This is a genomic window from Ruegeria sp. C9 (genome assembly GCF_056537585.1).
On the sequence record NZ_JBQFRU010000001.1, the window covers coordinates 379009 to 397285 of the forward strand.

The following is an 18277-nucleotide window of genomic DNA, read 5'->3' on the forward strand; positions in this document are numbered from 1 at the left end:
TTAGTATCCCCAAAATGTGTAGAACTCAACAGAATTACATATTTCTGTGTATGATTGCGGCATATGAGCCAGGTGCGAGCAAGGAATAAATTCTGACAAAATGTTAGAATAATAAGGTGTTAAGATATGGCTGATGAGATCATTCCCTTTTCCGAGCTTGAACAGGCCGATTTACATGTTGACGCAATCTATCAGAGCGGCCGACGTGGGAATGCAGGTGACGAACCGTTGCCACGCCTCATCAGTGTGAGCAACAGCGGAGGCTTCCGATATCGCGGGAATCTTGAGACGCTGGAGATGGTCGCTTTAACCTCCTCGCTCAAGGATCCGGACTGGCCAGATCTACTTGACCCGGAAACGGGAGTATTCACCTACTACGGTGACAACAAAAAACCCGGACGCCCCCTCCACGAGACCCCTCGCTTTGGAAACGAACTGTTACGTCGGATCTTTGACCGCGCGCATGCTGGTTCGGACGGGCGGCGGAAGGTGCCACCAATCTTTGTCTTTACAAGCACGGGTGAATGGCGTGATTTCCGCTTCCTTGGCCTCGCAGTTCCCGGTTCGGTCAGCCTGAACTCATCAGAAGATCTGGTCGCGATTTGGAAGATTGCCGAAGGTGCTCGGTTCCAGAACTATCGGGCACGATTTACCGTGCTTAATGCGCCGGTTATCAGCCGGGCTTGGATCACAGATATCATCAATCGCACCCCCCACTCCAGGAATGCACCGCAGGAATGGCTAGACTGGGTAGAAGATGGCAGCTTTCGCCCGTTGCGGGCAACACGATCACTCGAGTATCGGACGAAGGCTGAACAGTTGCCAGCAAACCGCAACGACCGCACTATGATCGAGTGTCTTCACCGCTATTTTGAAGACAATCCGCACGCTTTCGAGCATTGCGCTGCTAAGCTAGCGCAACTGATGATATCCGATATTGCAAGCATCGACGTAACGCGACCCTCCCGTGATGGTGGTCGTGACGCTATTGGGCAGCTGCGGATCGGAACCGGAGCATCCGCCATCCTCGTAGACTTTGCCCTCGAAGCAAAGTGCTTCGCGCTTACCAACAGCGTTGGGGTCCGCCCGATGTCCCGGCTAATCTCGAGGCTACGGCACCGGCAGTTTGGAATACTGGTTACTACCAGCTATGTCGATCGCCAAGCATATCAGGAGATCAAAGAAGACCAGCATCCAATTATTGTCATTGCATCGGGCGACATTGTGTCCCTGCTCAAAGATCAAGGATGTCATGACAGTGATACTGTATTAGCTTGGCTTGAAACCAATTTTCCCTAAAAGAAGTAAGCGCGACGGATTAGATATCTATCAAATTTGGGCAAACGACCGCCAGCGATATGCGCGCACATAATCCATATCGTGCCTGAATTTAGCTTACTTCAGAAATGTCAAACTCTCGCCGCAGGCAAAAAACTCACGTCGAGGCAAAGAAATTTAGTTAGTTATTGGTCATCTATTTGGGAATATGAGCTGTTTATCTCTGCAAGCGAGTAATTAGGCCTACACTGATCATCATTAGACCCAGTACTGCGCTGAAACACGCCCCAAAGAATGCGATCGCCGATGTTTGACCGTATTGAGCATATTCAGCTGGGTCGACTTCAGGGGGTATTGAGCCAATCGTTTCCGTGATCATTGCCTGCGCACTGAACATCAAAGAAAACGCACCAAACGCGAGAACGAAGGCGAAGAGCGATGCGAAGATAAGCCAGTTGCGGCTCGAAGGGCATACATTTTGCTTGGCACGATCCGTCAAATCATCAACTATCCCTGTCCCCGAAAAATCAATCTTCATCTGGTCCGCCTTCATTTCATTGCGTATTTTATTACGGCGGAAGGTTACGACTTTTTTCGGAGCGGTGTGGTGTACTTCTTTAATATCCATTGCTTTCAAATACTTGATCTAAGACAAAATTGCTCGTGGAGCGTTCAATGTCAGCCTTCCCTGTTTGAACAACAGCAACAGTGTATAGCTGCGATGTGACACGCCAACGTTCTTCAGGCGACAGGGCAATCTCCCTTTCTGCAGCTCTGTTTTCTACCGCCAGACCAATGGCACGAATCTGAGCAAGGATTTCTGATTTGTTACGTAGAGCTGTTTCAGAGATATCACCCTGAATCATCCATGATGGATCTACTGAATACAGTTCGAGCAAGCGGGCCAATATCGATGTAGGAATATCGCGCCCACCGCGGACGTAATTTTGCAAGCTGGTTCTGCTGATACCGAGCGCCTTACAAAACTCGCCTTGCGACAAGCCTTCTCGCTTGCGCACCTCATCCAATCGACTACCAATCATTTTCTTTGCCAGTTCGGACATTTTTCCATTATCGCTACCAAGCCGATCTAATCTATTGCCATTTGACCACATACGTGATCATTTCACTCCGATACAACCCAGAATCGGTAATTTGCTCAAGAATGTCATAAAATGGAACAGAATCCTACTCAAATGCCCTTGGAAACACCAGCGCAGCTTGCGAAGCGAGCAGGTGTCCCTGTGTCGAATATTCGATACCTAATTAAGTCCAAGCAACTCGATCATATTTTCACGTCGCCAGGTCAAAGGAACCCCAAGATTCCACCTGGCGCTTGGGAGCGTTGTCTAGACAGAATAATGGTGAAGTCGTGCCCAGAACCCCAACCCCTCCGCGCCTCGAACGCGACCGCAAAAACAAGAAAAATGGCAACTACTACGTCTACTGGACTGAGGCCGGGCGCAGCCGAGAGCACTCGACTCGCACTCGGGATCGCGAACAAGCCGAAATCTACTTCGCAGAATGGAAACTAAGACGTCTCAGGCCAGACAGAGCGATTGAGCCGCACGAGTTCTTTGTCGCCAACGCGGTTGCAAACTACCTCTCCAAGCGCATGAATCACGTTGCCGACCCCGAACGACTAGCCAATGCCGCTCGACCTGTCATCGAGTTCTTTGATGGTTACACCGTCGGCGATTTGAATGAAGTTCTCATTTTGGAATATTGCAGCAAACGCAAAAACACCCGAAATGGAAGAGTGGTTCAACCTGGAACGCTACGCCGAGAACTTAGCTTGCTGTCCAGTGCAATTAAGCGAGCGTACGATGACCAGATGATAACACGCCTTGTATCGGTACCACTTCCTTCGAAGCCAGAGGGTCGAATAAGGTTTCTTACTTGCGACGAGGCAATAGAAATGATCCGAGCCTCGAGGAGCTTTGACGCACCAACCGAAGCAGGTGTTCTTGTCGAAAGTAAAACAGAACATCTAACTCTGTTCCTGCGAATTGGCTTGCTAACTGGCCAACGCAAAGAGGCAATACTATCACTGAAGTGGGCTGACGTCGATTTTCAAAGTGGGATCATCTATTGGAATCCAGTAGGCAGGCGGCGTACGAAGAAGGAAAGGCCGACTTCTCGCATCCCAACGCGATTGACAAAGTATCTACGACGGCGCAAGGCGCGCTTTCCCCACGACGACTATGTAATCACGCACCGTGGCAAGCCTGTCGACGACGTTAAAAGATCATTCGCCTCAGCAGTTAAGGCCGCAAATATTGAGAGCGAAGGTAACAAGAAGGTCGTTCCCCACACCCTACGGCATACTTGTGCAACCTGGCTGATGCAGAAAGGCGCACCCAAATGGGACGCATGTGGTTTCTTGGGAATGTCAATGGAAACGCTTGAACGCAATTACGGGCATCATCACCCAAATCATCAAAGAGGCGCATCCGATCTAATCTAACTTCCGTGCAACTTCCGGATACAGACCGAAACCAACAGTCATAGGACGCGACAGAAAAGCGATGAAATATAAATTTTTCAACCAGTTAACAAGAGACCCGTTCCTTCGGGAGGCAGGGGTCGGAGGTTCGAATCCTCTCACTCCGACCAATAAAACAAGGCGCCCTAGGGCGCCTTTGTTGTTTTTAAGACAGTGATCCGAGGTTCGTTGAACCTGAGCGTTAGTCGAACTCCAACGCACTGGCAGCCTTACGCAAGTGCTCGGGGCTATAGCGTGCATAAACGGACGCGGTGATCCGAGAGTCTGAATGACCGAGAAACTGAGCAATCTCATCCATCGGAGTGCCTGCCTCCGCCATATGAACTGCAGCTGTGTGCCGCAGCACGTGTGGTGACACATCAAGCAGACCCGCCGCGACTGCGGCCGCCTTGAAGCCTTTCTTGATCGACTTCACAGGCCCGCCAGCCCATTCCACGACATACTCAGATAATGCGGCCTTCTGGGCGTTCAAAAGCGCAGAATACAGGCTCTCGGTCATGGGGACGATGGCCCTGCCCTTCCTCTGCCCGTCGCCAGTGCGGAGATTGATTTGGCGGCGTTCAAAGTCGACCCGATCCCATGTGAGTTCTAACACGGCCGTTACTCTAGCCGCCGTCGACAGCATTAGCCAAATAGCGAGCTTGATATGCGGTGCGCAGTCGACCGCCAGGAGCTGTGAAATCTACTGGCGCGTTAGATACCTCTCCTTGGGAGCCGGTTTGCTGGGGCGCTCGATGTAGGGTGCCCTATCAATCAGCCCGGTCTTCTCAGCCCAATTCAAACAGGTCCTTAGCTTGCCAAGCTGTGTCCAGATTGTGCCGTCTTGAATACCTGCCTGCCGCCGATCAGCGATGTAGGCTTTACAGTCCCGCACGCTTATCTGTTCCGGACGAAAGGCGCCAAACCCATCAAACAGATCCAGCTGTTGCTGGTCTCCATTTTTTCAATCTCGAATTGTCTCTTCGACTCACGCTCTGGCCGACCACAACAGAGCCAATAACTATGACTGCTCCTATAGACTGAGTGAGGCTAAGCGTTTGTCCCAAGTATACCCAGCCGAGCACGACAGCTGTAATTGGACTCATCATACCGAGCATCGAGACCGCACTGGGCTCCAGGCGCGCTATGCCACGAAACCAAAGAGCATAGGTTGCAGCAGCACCGATCAACCCAAGCCAAATAAGGCCGGCGACGTTTGTTGCGCTGAGCGCAGGTAGAAGCGGCTCAAAGAACAGTGCGACCGGCAGCAGTATCAAACCACCGGCTGTTAATTGCCACGCTGTGAAACTCAGCGCCGAGACCGGAGGTTGCCATTTCCGGCTGAGAACAGTGCCGGCAGCCATTGACGCGGCTCCTCCCAAACCAGCTGCTATACCGATCCAATCAAGTTGTGCTTCTGGCCCGATCAGCAGCAGAGACACACCCATTACGCCAGTCGCGGCGGCACCGAGTGCACCAAGTCGTATTGGGGTTCCCAGCCATCCCCACGCCATCAAAATCACAATCATTGCTTGCAACGATCCTAGGGTGGCGGCGACACCACCAGGTAACCTATACGCAGCAACGAAAAGGAGCACCCAGAACAGAGCAAAGTTAAGACCGCCCAAGACGAAAGTTCGGCCGAGCCATTCCCGTGGTGGAACGCAGCGCGTCACTGCAAGCAACAACAAGCCAGCAGGCAGAGCTCGTAACGCAGCCAGGGTAATCGGATAGCCAGCCGGGAGCGCTTCGGTAGTTACCAGATAAGTGCTTCCCCATACCGCTGGGGCGAGTGAGGTGAGAAGAATATCGGTTGAGCGTGACATAGTATGTCTCCCGGCTAAAGCGTTTGAGAATTTGAGTGAGACGTCAGAGGCGCGCGGGTTACGCTGCTTCCGCTTGGAGGTTTGATCCAACGAGGCACGCTGCAATCCTTGCAACATGAGCGCCCTGGAACCGCGCTCCGGCAAGGTCAGTTTCGGTAGGCGTGCGGGAACCATCAGCACCGGCGATCGTTCCGGCGCCATATGGTGCGCCGCCAATGATATCTTCTGATGTAGTCTGGCCAGCAAATGTGTAGGGCATTCCGGCAATCAGCATCCCAAAGTGTTGAAGAGGGACTTGCGTTGTCAGAAGGGTGGCCTCGTGCCCGCCATGTTGCGAACCTGTTGATGCAAAGACCGCCCCGACCTTACCAACCAGTGCATTCCTGGCCCAAAGCCCTCCCGCCTGGTCAAGGAAGGACTTCATTTGGCCAGCCATCATGCCAAATCGGGTCGGTGTTCCAATGATGATTGCATCATAGTTTTCCAGATCGGTCGGCAAGGCGGCAGGTGTATCATCTACGACATAGCCAGCCTGCTGACGGACCTCTTCAGGGACGGTTTCGGGCACACGCCGAACGTCAACTTCAGTGCCGGGAACACTTCTGGCGCCCTTAGCTTCGGCATCGGCCAATGTGCGGACGTGGCCATAGCTTGAATAGTAGAGAACGAGAATACGTGACATAGGATACCTCTCAGGGCTGCGACTTGTTCCCTGAGAGATTGGAATTTGTTGCGCCGCCAATTAAGTAGCGCTCTTTGACATCACCCTTAACCTGGATTGAACAATGTCACGACCTGAGCGCCCGACGCAGATGATCAAGAAAGGCTGTGACCTTTGCATCCATTCCCAAGCGAGATGCTGTAACGGCGAATACTTCCGGCGCAGGCAGTTCGTGGTCAGGAAGAACTCTCACCAAGGCCCCGCTGGCTTCAGGAGCATCAGAAACGAACTCGGGCAGAGTTCCGATACCCTGTCCCGCTATCAGCAGATCGCGCAATACGAGGCTGTTACCAACCCTCACACGCGGATCAAGTTCCAATGATGTGACGCCATCGGCGGCCGAGAGCTTCCAACTCTTCAAATGATCTGCAAGCAAAAAGCCGATGATCGCGTGGTTTTTCAGATCCGCAGGCTGGGCCGGTGTTCCATGTATCTCCAAATAGTCTGGCGACGCATATATCCGTTGTCGCATCACACCAATCCGTCGGGCGACAAGGGCCGAATCCGGCATGGCAGCACGGATACGTATCGATAGATCGAACCCGCCCTCGACCATGTCGACCACTTTATCGTCCATCGAAAGAGTAAATCGCAGATCAGGATAGGATTCCAAAAACTCTGGAAGCATAGGTGCTATGACGGTTTGGCCGAAGGAACTTGATGCATTCACCCGAAGATGCCCATGCACCGCTTTTGAACCTTGCCTGATGGTCTGTTCCGTTTTTTCGACCGCATCGAGAATTCCAATTGCATCTTGGTAATAGAGACTGCCGGTGTCAGTCAGTGACATGGATCGGGTCGTTCTGGTGAGCAGGACGGTTCCTAGACTTTCTTCCAGAAGCTTGATTTCTCTGCTGAGAAGCGCGGGAGAAACACCAAGATCTTCCGCCGCACGGGCAAAACTGCCGCGTTCAACGATACGGCGAAAAGCTTGCATGACTGAAAGTTTGTCCAAGTTATCACCCTTCGAAAAAGCTGCTTTTGATGTGTTACGCGATAGATCGGGTCTACGACATGCCCAAACTCACATTCTTTCAAGTCGAGCTGATCCAGTTCAATTCTGTTTGCGGAGCATCCACCACACCTGTGAACTTGAGCTCGGGAACAGTTTTCGGTTCTAAGAACTCCTCCCTACAATCTCCCGTCACCAGCATCCCTATTAAATTACCAGCTTTTAGGACGGACCTAGCACTACTTTGCATATCTAGGCACAGTCAGCCTTTATCCGGTGCAGCTCACTTTTCACGACTAATCCCCACTATTAGCAATCGTCGGTTTCTACTCTCCGGAGTAGCTCAATACACTGCCTGGCATAGACGTGTGCTTACGCTCTCAATGTGGTTCTCTCTCAGGAGCGTTGTGAGCAGGCCTGTGTTTCGTCGCTGTGCGCGCTTTTCTGGCCTGTCTTCGGATATGTGTTTTCCGAGAACCGTTGTTTTTATGGGTTTGTCTGATTCAAAGGTTTACATTTCTCCGGAAAAATCCCGATTTCGGTCCGGATCTGTCAACTTAATGTAAACTTAGTGTAAACCTTTGGCCTGATTTTGGGGTGTTTTTGAGGTCGAAAGGTTTACATCCGTCGATCCCGCGAGGGGCTGATGTAAACCTTTGTCAACCTTATGCAACCATTGAGGAGTGCGGGGAATCCACATTGCGAAGAGCAATTTGAAACGCACCTTCTCTTTTGTCTGTAATCCGGTAGCTATCAAGGAGACACTAAAAGAGAAAATTTGGCGAGCAATGATAACGAACGGTCAGGTGGACATTTCGCGCTTTCTTGAGCGCTGTGTATCGATTGACCTAGAAGTGGATCCTAAATCCGCTCGGATATTCGCATTCGCTGCCACAACGAACGATGACTCCCAACTGGCTCTAGTTGAAAAAAGCAGCTCCGCCTCAGCACTGTCGCAACTCGACACATATTGTAAAGGTTTCGACAGTGTCATCGGCCACAACATCTTGCACCACGACCTGCCCCACCTAGCCGCTGCTGCGCCCCGCTTTGCCGCCTTGGCAGAGGCACCAATCGACACACTCTGGCTCAATCCTTTGGCCTTCCCGCGCAACCCCTATCACCATTTAGTCAAACACTATCACGACGGACGGTTGCAATCGGGTCATGTCAACGATCCCGAAAAGGATGCACGTCTGGTCTTCGAGGTTCTGCAAAACCAGATCGAGGCGTTCGCCAAGCTAAACACAACGACCCCGGATGCGCTGACAGCCTATCATTTCCTTGCCACACGCCCCCCACGCTGCGGAGGGTTTGACGCACTTTTTACTGCTGTGCGTTGCACTAGCAGACCCAATAAACAAGAAGCCTTTGACGCCGTTCGCCGCCTTTTGGCTGGACAAGTCTGCTTGCATCGGCTCGAACAGACTCTAAGCCGGATGGAAAACCCGAACCTTGCCTGGCCTTTGGCCTATGCCTTGTCGTGGATTTCTGTTGCTGGCGGCGACAGCGTCATGCCTCCCTGGGTTCGCATGCAATTCCGCGAAGCTTCTCTGATTGTGCGCCACTTGCGAGAGGCTGCTTGTAATGAGGACTCTTGCCAATGGTGTGTCGAACACAACGACCCTAAAAGGGCGCTGGATCGCTGGTTCGGCTTTCCGTCCTTCAGACCCGAACCCGTGGACGAATTCGGTCAACCCTTGCAGGAACGCATTGTGGCTGAAGCGATGGCAGGCAAAAGCGTTCTGGGCATCCTTCCGACCGGAACTGGCAAGTCAGTCTGCTATCAGATTCCAGCCCTTTCACGGTTCGACAAGACCGGTGCGCTAACCGTCGTTATCTCACCGCTAGTCGCACTCATGGCAGATCAGGTGCAGGGCCTGGCGAGAGCCGGGATATCCTCCGCCGTCACGATCAACGGCCTTCTGTCGCTGCCTGAACGTCACGACGCTCTGGACAAAGTGCGCATGGGTGATGCTGCGATCTTGATGATTTCACCCGAACAGCTTCGCAACAAGTCAGTTCGCAGCGCCCTGACACAACGCGAAATTGGCCTTTGGGTGCTAGACGAAGCACATTGCATCTCAAAATGGGGCCATGATTTTAGGCCCGACTACCGCTACGTCAGCCGCTTCATCAAAGAAAACTCCGGCGATGCCCCCGCTCCGATACTTTGCCTTACCGCCACTGCCAAACCCGAGGTAGTGCGCGATATAAGAGAGCATTTCAAAACACGACTGGATCAGGATCTGATCCTGCTGGACGGTGGTGCGTCGCGCACGAACCTTTCTTTTTCGGTGCGTGAAACCCAGCGCGCGACGAAACTCGCAGATATTCTGAACGCGATCGAGCAGGGCTTGCCCGCCTCTGGCGTCTCCGGAGCCGTTGTCTATTGCGCGACCCGAGGTGCGACAGAACGCGTGGCCGAATTCCTGAAACAACAGGGTGTCAGCGCCGAACGTTTCCACGCTGGCCTACCTCCCGAAGAAAAGCACGAGATCCAAGAACAATTCCGGACCGGCGAATTGCGCGTGATTGCTGCGACCAACGCCTTTGGCATGGGCATCGACAAACCTGACATCCGCCTAGTAGTCCACGGCGACGTGCCAGGCTCGTTGGAGAACTACTTACAAGAGGCAGGACGCGCGGGACGCGACCGCGACCCCGCTAGCTGCGTGTTATTGTTCAACATAGAGGATGTTGAACGCCAATTCAGCCTTTCGGCCCGCTCCCGCCTTGCGCGGCATGAAATAGGTGCCATCCTTAAAGCGCTACGTCGCTTGGATATGCGCACTCGAGACGAAGGTAAGATCGTCGCCACTCCGGGCGAGATTGTGCGAGAAGAAAAGGACTTTGAATTTCTGCGCGATAACAACACTGAAGACACGCGCGTAAAAACAGCTATTGCTTGGCTCGAGGAGGCGAGCCTGTTGCGGCGTGAAGAAAACAGCGTGCAAGTCTTCCCCGCCTCCTTACTCGTGCGCGATGTGAATACCGCAGCCACGTTGTTGGAAAAGGCAGATATCTCGGGCGCTCGGCGCAAGCAACTGCTGGCGATAGTGCGCCATATCGTAAACACACCAGTGGGAGAAGGTGTTTCCACCGACGAATTAGCAGGAACTAGCGGGCTCTCCTCCGCTGAGTTGCGCAAGGCGCTGACCGATCTGGAGGCGATTGGAATTGCCAGCGACGACACCAATATAACCATTTTTGTGCACTATGGCGTGACCGACGCATCGCAAGCCCGGCTGGATCGGGCCGCGCGACTAGAAGAAGACCTAATCGCCGTGATGCGCGAAATGGCCCCAGATGCCGATCAGGCTGAACCGATTCCGTTCAACCTCTCCATTGCCTGTCAGGAGTTGCAACAGCGCGGCCATGGCGAGGTGCGTCCGTATCTGGTGGAGACCCTTCTGCGCGGTATGGCACAGGATGGACGTGATACGGAGGGAGGGCGTGGCAACCTTTCTCTGCGTAAATCAGTGCGCGGTAGCATCCTTGTGCGACTTCAACAGTCTTGGCGCTTTGTCGCTCAAACCGCCGAGTTGCGCCATCAGGGCGCACAACGCCTGCTGGCGCATCTTCTGACCCTCGTGCCGAAAGGCACACACGGCAAGGACATTCAGGTCGAGACCACTCTGGGAGCGATGCTGTCCACGATTAACGGCGACACGCTTTTGCGCACCAGCATCAAAGATCCAAACCGCTTAATGGACCGATCACTTTTGTGGATGCATGAACAGCAGGTGGTTACGTTGGGACGCGGACTGTCCATCTTTCGCCCTGCCATAACGGTGCATCTTGGCTCCAAAGGAGGTGGTTTCACCGTCCAGCATTTCGCACCACTCGAGGAACACTATGACGAACAAACCATCCAAACCCATGTGATGGCAGCCTACGCGGAAAAAGGACTGGAAAACATTGAGACAGCGCAGCGCTTGTCCGACGACTATTTCGTGCTGGAGCAAGACGCCTTCATGCGCCGATGGATGCCGGGGCGCGGGACCGAATTCCGGCGTCAGGCCACTGGCGCCACCTATAAGGCAATTGTCGACAACCTTGGCAATCCGGTGCAGCAAAAAATTGTGCGTGACAACCGGGAACAAACCAACGTCCTTGTGCTGGCAGGACCAGGCTCGGGCAAAACACGAGTCCTGGTTCATCGCATCGCTTATCTGCTGCGCATCAAACGCGAGGATCCCCGCGGTATCCTCGTGCTGGCCTACAACCGTCACGCAGCCGCTGAAATACGTGAACGCCTTCGCCGGTTAGTTGGAGATGACTCAACCTTAGTAACCGTCTCAACGGTGCATTCACTGGCTATGCGCCTGGTCGGAGCTAGTTTCGCGGGCATTCAAACAGCCGACATCCCCGATTTCAAAGGTCTATTGCAAAAGGCTGCGGCACTGCTTCGGGGCGACGGTCTAAGCAAGCAAGAGGCCGAAGCGCTGCGTGAAACACTGATACAGGGGTATCGCTGGATTTTAGTTGATGAATATCAGGATATCGGTCCAGATGAATACGCGCTGATCGCTGCTGTGGCAGGGAGAACTCTGGATGATCCCGATCTGCGACTCAGTCTCTTTGCCGTGGGTGATGACGACCAGAACATTTATGCCTTCTCCGGTGCATCGATCCGCTACATCCGCCAGTTTGAACAGGACTACGCAGCAAAACCGGTTTTCTTAACCGAGAACTACCGCTCTACCGGTCATATCGTCGCCACCGCCAATGCCGTGATCGCTGGGGCAGCCGCGCGTATGAAACTTGGCCATGATATTGCCGTAGATCAGGCCCGGACGAAGGCTGACGCCGGTGGATCTCTGGCCAAATTGGATCCAGTAGCACAAGGCCGTGTGCAGATCCTTGAGTGCCCCGCTGGTAATGAAGAGCAAGCTATGGCCGCACTAGACGAGTTGATCCGCCTCTCTCGTCTCGACCCCGATTGGACATGGTCACGCGCCGCGATTATTTCGCGCGATTGGCGAAAGCTGATACCGGTGCGCGATTTTGCCGAAAACCTCGGAATACCGGTTGAAATGGCTAACGAAAACATACCTAGCCTATGGCGGATGCGCGAGATGCAGACGTTTGTCAAAACCCTACGCGAAACACCCTCAAAGCTTTACTCGATCAATCAGTTGACCGAAGTGCTGAACACACTTTCGCATTCGCGCTGGACCGATCGTATTGGTGAAGGACTGGGCCTACTGGCACGCGAGGTTGGGTCGCGCAGCCTACCCGTCCCAGACATTGTCGAATGGTTCGCGGAATGGTCCCGTGATAGCTGGGATGAACAAAGAGGGTTAAAGCTGCTGACGGCCCACCGCGCAAAAGGCCTGGAATTTGACGATGTAGTTATACTCGATGGCGGGTGGGAGCGGCCCTCGCGGTCCGAAGATCAGGACGCTCCCCGTCGACTGTTCTATGTCGCTATGACACGTGCCCGCCGCAGCCTTGTAGTAATGAGCAACGACAACCATGAATACCTACCAACAGGAGCACCTTCAGTTCTCACCCGTAGCGTGACGCCTGACATGAACGCGTTGCCTGGTCCCCGTCGCTTTTTTCAGGCGGCTGAGGCGCGGATGGTTGATCTTTCCTATGCTGGACGCCTGCATCCAGGCCATTCTTCTCTGAGTGCTGTAAATGCGGCACGCGTCGGCGATGCAGCGTTATTGGTAAAGGACGGCGACCGCTGGTTGCTACACAACGAAAAAGGGCAAGTGCTGAGCCGCATGTCCAAATCCTTCGAACCACCGCCAAATACCAGGTTTGATCGGGGTGAAGTCGCCGCTATCCTTACATGGCGAAAGGAAGACTCAGGTGAAGCCTTCCAGCACACTCTCCGCCGCGATGCATGGGAGGTGGTTTTGCCGGAGCTCGTTTTCGTGTCCGTCAACTAGGACATCACCAACAGTTTTCATGCATCCAGAGGGATCCAACGAAGCTCAGCACTTCAATCATTCCTCACCGCCGTCATGCTATGGATTTTCATCGAGCCGCCTGAGGCCGCATAGACGCCGGAGTAACTGCACCCGGTGCAAAGTAATGCCGGGATCACTTTCATTGCTAACATCGCGCAGGAAGCGCAGCCAGGCGCGTTCGTTAGGAGTCAAATCGTCAGTCTTATCACACATGGTTTTTATCTCCCGAAGATCGCGTTGATCGCAGCCTGGGACCTGCTCGTCAGCCTTGGATCGGTATTATTGGAAGCCTCACGGATCGCTTGCAGCCAGCCAACTTCATTTGCCGTAACGGGCTCCCCGAATACCTCCACGACTGCTTCAGCTGCCGTCCGACCAATTGCCTGCTCCAGAGCGAGCTGCATTACGAAAGCAGGGTCCGCCTCAAGCGCAACCGCCAGCGCCGGGACGCGATCGAGCGCCACTTTGGAGCTACCCTGCTTGATCATCGTGATCATGTTCTGGTTCACATAGCCGGCCAGGGCGGCAATCTCAGCCTGGCTCTTGGTCGGTTTCAATTCGAGCACCCTGCGCTCGACGTATTTTGCCAACCTTGTTTTTTCGTGTGGTTTCTTGGTCATCGCTATCCTCTCAGAAGTGATGCAGCAAGCGCTGCATGTCTTTGATATAGCGACGGTGAGAATGGGAAATTGCGGAGGGAAAAAATGATTCAACTAAAATGTTTAGCCGATTGGCAACAACTCATTCTAACTGGGTCGATCTATCCGGGCGGAAAAATTGCGGTCTCTTTTACCGTTCCATAGACAAAGCTGGTATCGATCGAGGCGATCCCACCGATAGGATGAATTCGGTGGCGAATAAATTCCTCGTAGGCCTCGAGATCCGATACCAAAACCCGCAATTGGTAGTCCATTGCCCCGGTCAGCACATGGCATTCAAGAACTTCATCGATCATCCGAACGCGTTTCTCGAAGTTCTGAACGTCCGTTTCATTGTGACGCTCCAATCGGACACGAACGAAGACAGTAATGGCCATCCCATACGCAGCAGCGTCGACGTCGGCGCTGTATCCCTTTATTACTCCATTGGCTTCTAGGTTTTTGACCCGACGCAAACACGGCGAGGGAGACAAGTTCACCTCGTCAGCAAGATCCTGGTTCGTCATGCGCCCGTCCCGCTGCAACGCTCGAATGATTTGCCTGTCCTTAGCGTCCACTCTACCCTCATTCTTAGCAGAATCTGCTAAATTTCATTCTCATGTTGGCATACTTAGCAATCATTAACTCGAAACTAAGGCGCAAACTAGCTCCAACATGATTCAGGAGCTTGTAATGACCCGTTCAACCGGATTTGCCACCCGCGCCATTCACCATGCTTATAACCCTCTGAAAAATGACGGTGCTCTGACACCACCGCTACATTTGACGTCCACGTTTACCTTTGAAACCGCAGAGGCTGGCGGAGAGATGTTCGCTGGAGAGCGTGAAGGTCATATCTACAGCCGTATTTCAAACCCCACATGCGACCTTCTTGAACAACGTATTGCCGTGCTTGAAGGAGCCGAGGCCGGGCTAGCTCTCTCAAGCGGCATGGGGGCGATTACGGCAGTGCTTTGGACCCTGCTGTCGCCAGGTGACGAAGTCATCGTGGACAAAACGCTCTATGGCTGCACCTTCGCTTTCATGCGTCACGGTTTGGCAAAATGGGGAGTCACGATCACGCATGTAGACATGACAGACCCTGAGAACCTGAAAGCTGCCGTTTCTGACAAAACCCGCGTTGTCTATTTCGAAACTCCGGCCAATCCGAATATGCGCTTGGTGGACATCGCCGCGAGCGCCGAAATTGCGCATTCGGTCGGTGCAACGGTCGTCGTCGATAATACCTACGCTAGCCCGTATTTGACCCGCCCGATCGAGCACGGGGCAGATATCGTTCTGCACTCCGCCACCAAATACCTCGGTGGGCATGGCGATGTGGTTGCCGGTCTGGTTGTCGGGTCCGCCGAACAGATTGCTGAGATACGCCTTGTTGGGATGAAGGACATGACCGGCGCGGTAATGGCCCCTTTCAACGCGATGCTGATCCTGCGTGGTCTGAAGACACTGAACCTGCGTTTGGATCGCCACTGTGCGTCCGCCAAGGTCGTCGCAGATTTCCTCGAAGCACATCCCGCTGTCGGCGAAGTTTATTTTCCCGGTCTTGAGAGTTTCACCCAGCATGATGTCGCGCAGCGCCAGATGTCCCAACCCGGCGCTATGATAGCGTTTGAAATCAAATCCGGCCTGTCCGGCGGGATTGGGTTCATGAACCGCCTGAACATGATCCAGCGTGCGGTGTCCTTGGGCGACGCGGAAACCCTGATCCAGCACCCCGCATCCATGACGCATTCGACGTATACCCCGGAAGAGCGGGCCGAGCATGGGATTAGCGATGGCCTGATCCGTCTGTCCGTCGGGCTGGAGGATGTCAAAGATATCCTTGCAGACCTAGAACAAGCTTTGCCCTACCCTGCTCGCAGCGCCGCCTAAACCCGGAGACCAACATGCACATCGATCCCACCCAACTGAAGATCGTCGAACAGCGCCTGTTGTGGTTGTCTCATTGGATGATCCACCATGCCAACCATGTCCGACCAAAGGTGGATGGGATCAAAATCGGTGGCCATCAGGCTTCGTCTGCTTCGATGGTATCGATCATGACTGCGCTCTACTTCTCGGCCCTACGCTCTGAGGACCGGGTTGCAGTAAAACCGCATGCGTCGCCGGTGTTTCATGCGATGCAGTATCTCATGGGTAATCAGACCCGCGAGAAGATGGAGAATTTCCGCGGATTTGGCGGTGTGCAAAGTTATCCCAGCCGGACCAAGGACATTGACGATGTTGATTTCTCGACCGGGTCTGTAGGTTTAGGTGTCGCGATCACCTCGTTTGCCTCGATCATTCAGGACTACATCAAGGCCAAAAGCTGGAGTTCAGACGCCCCGATGGGGCGTATGGTGGCACTTGTTGGCGATGCCGAACTGGACGAAGGCAACGTCTATGAGGCGTTGCAGGAAGGCTGGAAAAACGACCTACGAAACACGTGGTGGATCATCGATTACAACCGACAGTCGCTGGACGGTATCGTCCGGGAAAGACTGTTTGAACGGATCGAGAAAATCTTCGATGCATTCAGTTGGGATGTCGTGCGCGTAAAATACGGAGTTCTTCAACGCGCGGCCTTTGAAGAGCCCGGCGGCAACCGCCTGCGTGATTGGATCGACGCTTGCCCAAACCAGGACTACTCGGCGTTGACTTTCATGGGTGGTGCGAATTGGCGACAGCGTCTAATGGACGATCTGGGGGATCAGGGGGATGTGACTGCCTTGATTGAAAGACGGACGGATGCAGAGCTTGCAGCCCTTATGGAGAACCTCGGCGGCAACTGCGTCGAGACAATGGCCCAGACATTTGCCGCCATCGATCATGATCGCCCGACATGCTTCCTGGCCTACACCGTCAAAGGATGGGGCACCCCTATTGCAGGCCACAAGGACAATCACGGCGGGCTGATGAACAACAGCCAGTTCGTCGCATGGCAGTCGCATATGGGTGTGCCGAAGGGCGAAGAATGGGAGCCGCTTGCGACGGTGCAAGATCCAGACGCATTCAAAGATTTTCTGGCCAGCACCCCGTTCTTTGCCAAAGGTCCGCGCCGCTATTTTGATGACAAATTGGATGTGCCGCCAATCGAAATCGACACCAGTCGCGAAATCTCGACACAGATGGCGTTTGGCAAGATTCTTGACGATCTATCAAAGGGCGACAGCCCATTGGCCGAACGCATAGTGACGACCTCCCCAGATGTGACAGGCACGACAAGCCTTGGTCCTTGGGTGAACCGGCGCAAACTGTTCGCCCGATCCGAACAATCCGACGCCTTCATAGAGCACCGGATCCCTTCGACGGCGAAATGGGAATTCACGCCGGAAGGGCAGCATATCGAGCTCGGTATCGCCGAAATGAACCTCATGTTGCTTCTGGGAGCGGCTGGTCTGTCGCATTCCCTGTTCGGTAAGCGGCTGATCCCAATTGGCACCGTCTATGATCCATTTGTCAGCCGCGGCCTCGATGCGCTGAATTACGCCTGTTATCAGGACGCGCGCTTCATGCTGGTTGGCACTCCGTCGGGCGTCACACTCGCACCCGAAGGTGGAGCACACCAATCCGTTGGCACACCGCTCATCGGGATGAGCCAGGACGGGTTGGCCGCTTTTGAACCCGCCTTTGCCGACGAGCTGGCGGTGATTATGGAATGGGCCTTCGACTACCTGCAGCGCGATGGCGAAGGACAGCCCGACGAGCGCACATGGCTGCGCGATGAAACCGGAGGGTCTGTCTACCTGCGCCTGACGACCAACCCGATTGAACAGCCTGGAAAGCGTGTCGACGATGAGTTCCGCCAAGGCGCCATCGATGGGGCCTATTGGTTACGAAAACCCGGACCCAATTGCGAAGTTGTAGTCGCCTATCAAGGAGCAGTCGCGCCGGAGGCAATCAAGGCCGCCGGTATGATTGGTGAAGGCCGTCGCGACATAGGTGTATTGGCCGTGACATCCGCAGATCGCCTGAATGCCGGATGGACCGCCGCTCAACGAGCGCGTTCTCGCGGCAACCAAGCGGCACGCTCTCACATCGAAACCCTGATGTCCGACCTTCCGTCACACTGCAAGCTCGTCACCGTTATCGATGGTCATCCTGCAACTCTATCCTGGCTCGGGGCAGTCCTTGGACATCAGACTATCCCAATGGGTGTCGAGCATTTTGGTCAGACCGGAACAATCGGCGATCTATATCGCCACCACAGCATTGACGCAGACGCAATCTTGGAGAAAGTGAACGGCCTGACTCACGGCAAAGCTCTTCACCGTGCATAAGTAGGCTGGATCTGGGCAATAATGTAGAGAACAAACTAGCACTGAACATAGACCACGATAACTAGCGGACCATGTAGACAGTGCTCTGAGGTTCAATGAACCTGCCGAACCTGAACTTGGCTGGTTTGATTGGCGACAACGCCTGGAAAACAGGGCTCCTTTGACTAAAA

Annotated in this window: 13 protein-coding genes; 5 read left to right on the forward strand and 8 right to left on the reverse strand. The window is 53.9% G+C overall.

All coding sequences use genetic code 11. The features are described 5' to 3' along the window. Nucleotides 1-126: 126 nt before the first annotated feature. Entirely contained in the window at nt 127-1299 is a 1173-nt protein-coding gene (locus ACR0NE_RS01815) for a restriction endonuclease (RefSeq protein WP_170596522.1), read from the forward strand. 196 nt (nt 1300-1495) lie between these two features. Here the strand turns inward: ACR0NE_RS01815 and ACR0NE_RS01820 are convergent, their stop codons facing one another. Both ACR0NE_RS01820 and ACR0NE_RS01825 read right to left on the reverse strand, forming a co-directional pair. Beyond that, nucleotides 1496-1906: a hypothetical protein gene (locus ACR0NE_RS01820; protein ID WP_170596520.1), complete on the reverse strand. Its 411-nt coding sequence runs from the start codon at nt 1904-1906 to the stop codon at nt 1496-1498. Beyond that, a complete protein-coding gene (locus ACR0NE_RS01825) occupies nt 1896-2342 on the reverse strand; it encodes a helix-turn-helix domain-containing protein (RefSeq protein ID WP_170596518.1) in 447 nt (148 codons plus the stop codon). Before ACR0NE_RS01825 ends, ACR0NE_RS01820 begins: the two co-directional genes overlap by 11 nt. A 308-nt stretch (nt 2343-2650) precedes the next feature. On the opposite strand from ACR0NE_RS01825, the gene ACR0NE_RS01830 reads away from it, so the two are divergent. Next, on the forward strand, nt 2651-3745 hold the full coding sequence (locus ACR0NE_RS01830) for a site-specific integrase (RefSeq protein ID WP_170596516.1): 1095 nt from the start codon (nt 2651-2653) through the stop codon (nt 3743-3745). Nucleotides 3746-3965: 220 nt separating this feature from the next. Here the strand turns inward: ACR0NE_RS01830 and ACR0NE_RS01835 are convergent, their stop codons facing one another. From ACR0NE_RS01835 to ACR0NE_RS01850, 4 genes are all read right to left on the reverse strand, one after another. Then, nucleotides 3966-4466 (reverse strand): tyrosine-type recombinase/integrase, encoded by a 501-nt coding sequence (locus ACR0NE_RS01835; RefSeq protein WP_480459558.1) that lies wholly within the window; start codon nt 4464-4466, stop codon nt 3966-3968. A 226-nt stretch (nt 4467-4692) separates the two neighbouring features. Beyond that, nucleotides 4693-5589: a DMT family transporter gene (locus tag ACR0NE_RS01840; RefSeq protein ID WP_170596514.1), complete on the reverse strand. Its 897-nt coding sequence runs from the start codon at nt 5587-5589 to the stop codon at nt 4693-4695. A 58-nt stretch (nt 5590-5647) separates the two neighbouring features. Beyond that, nucleotides 5648-6271 (reverse strand): NAD(P)H:quinone oxidoreductase, encoded by a 624-nt coding sequence (gene wrbA, locus ACR0NE_RS01845; protein WP_170596512.1) that lies wholly within the window; start codon nt 6269-6271, stop codon nt 5648-5650. Nucleotides 6272-6377: 106 nt separating this feature from the next. Beyond that, on the reverse strand, nt 6378-7247 hold the full coding sequence (locus ACR0NE_RS01850) for a LysR family transcriptional regulator (protein ID WP_480459482.1): 870 nt from the start codon (nt 7245-7247) through the stop codon (nt 6378-6380). Nucleotides 7248-8050: 803 nt separating this feature from the next. On the opposite strand from ACR0NE_RS01850, the gene ACR0NE_RS01855 reads away from it, so the two are divergent. Beyond that, nucleotides 8051-13168, forward strand: a complete 5118-nt coding sequence (locus ACR0NE_RS01855; protein ID WP_170596508.1) for a RecQ family ATP-dependent DNA helicase — start codon at nt 8051-8053, stop codon at nt 13166-13168. A gap of 239 nt (nt 13169-13407) precedes the next feature. Here ACR0NE_RS01855 and ACR0NE_RS01860 read toward each other — a convergent pair whose 3' ends face one another. Both ACR0NE_RS01860 and ACR0NE_RS01865 read right to left on the reverse strand, forming a co-directional pair. Continuing rightward, nucleotides 13408-13809 (reverse strand): XRE family transcriptional regulator, encoded by a 402-nt coding sequence (locus tag ACR0NE_RS01860; protein ID WP_170596506.1) that lies wholly within the window; start codon nt 13807-13809, stop codon nt 13408-13410. A 140-nt stretch (nt 13810-13949) separates the two neighbouring features. Then, nucleotides 13950-14405 carry an Lrp/AsnC family transcriptional regulator gene (locus tag ACR0NE_RS01865; RefSeq protein ID WP_170596504.1) on the reverse strand — a complete coding sequence of 152 codons (456 nt, stop codon included), beginning with the start codon at nt 14403-14405 and terminating at the stop codon, nt 13950-13952. Nucleotides 14406-14520: 115 nt separating this feature from the next. Here ACR0NE_RS01865 and ACR0NE_RS01870 point away from each other — a divergent pair, with 115 nt between their 5' ends. Continuing rightward, entirely contained in the window at nt 14521-15720 is a 1200-nt protein-coding gene (locus ACR0NE_RS01870; RefSeq protein WP_170596502.1) for a methionine gamma-lyase, read from the forward strand. 14 nt (nt 15721-15734) lie between these two features. Further along, entirely contained in the window at nt 15735-18107 is a 2373-nt protein-coding gene (locus ACR0NE_RS01875; RefSeq protein WP_170596500.1) for a 1-deoxy-D-xylulose-5-phosphate synthase N-terminal domain-containing protein, read from the forward strand. Nucleotides 18108-18277 lie beyond the last annotated feature (170 nt).

Coding starts and splice junctions, on each gene's coding strand:
- ACR0NE_RS01850 (WP_480459482.1), bottom strand. CDS start 7,247: ATGCAAGCTTTTCGCCGTATCGTTGAACGCGGCAGTTTTGCCCGTGCG.
- ACR0NE_RS01860 (WP_170596506.1), bottom strand. CDS start 13,809: ATGACCAAGAAACCACACGAAAAAACAAGGTTGGCAAAATACGTCGAG.
- ACR0NE_RS01875 (WP_170596500.1), top strand. CDS start 15,735: ATGCACATCGATCCCACCCAACTGAAGATCGTCGAACAGCGCCTGTTG.
- wrbA (WP_170596512.1), bottom strand. CDS start 6,271: ATGTCACGTATTCTCGTTCTCTACTATTCAAGCTATGGCCACGTCCGC.
- ACR0NE_RS01840 (WP_170596514.1), bottom strand. CDS start 5,589: ATGTCACGCTCAACCGATATTCTTCTCACCTCACTCGCCCCAGCGGTA.
- ACR0NE_RS01870 (WP_170596502.1), top strand. CDS start 14,521: ATGACCCGTTCAACCGGATTTGCCACCCGCGCCATTCACCATGCTTAT.
- ACR0NE_RS01855 (WP_170596508.1), top strand. CDS start 8,051: ATGATAACGAACGGTCAGGTGGACATTTCGCGCTTTCTTGAGCGCTGT.
- ACR0NE_RS01825 (WP_170596518.1), bottom strand. CDS start 2,342: ATGTCCGAACTGGCAAAGAAAATGATTGGTAGTCGATTGGATGAGGTG.
- ACR0NE_RS01815 (WP_170596522.1), top strand. CDS start 127: ATGGCTGATGAGATCATTCCCTTTTCCGAGCTTGAACAGGCCGATTTA.
- ACR0NE_RS01820 (WP_170596520.1), bottom strand. CDS start 1,906: ATGGATATTAAAGAAGTACACCACACCGCTCCGAAAAAAGTCGTAACC.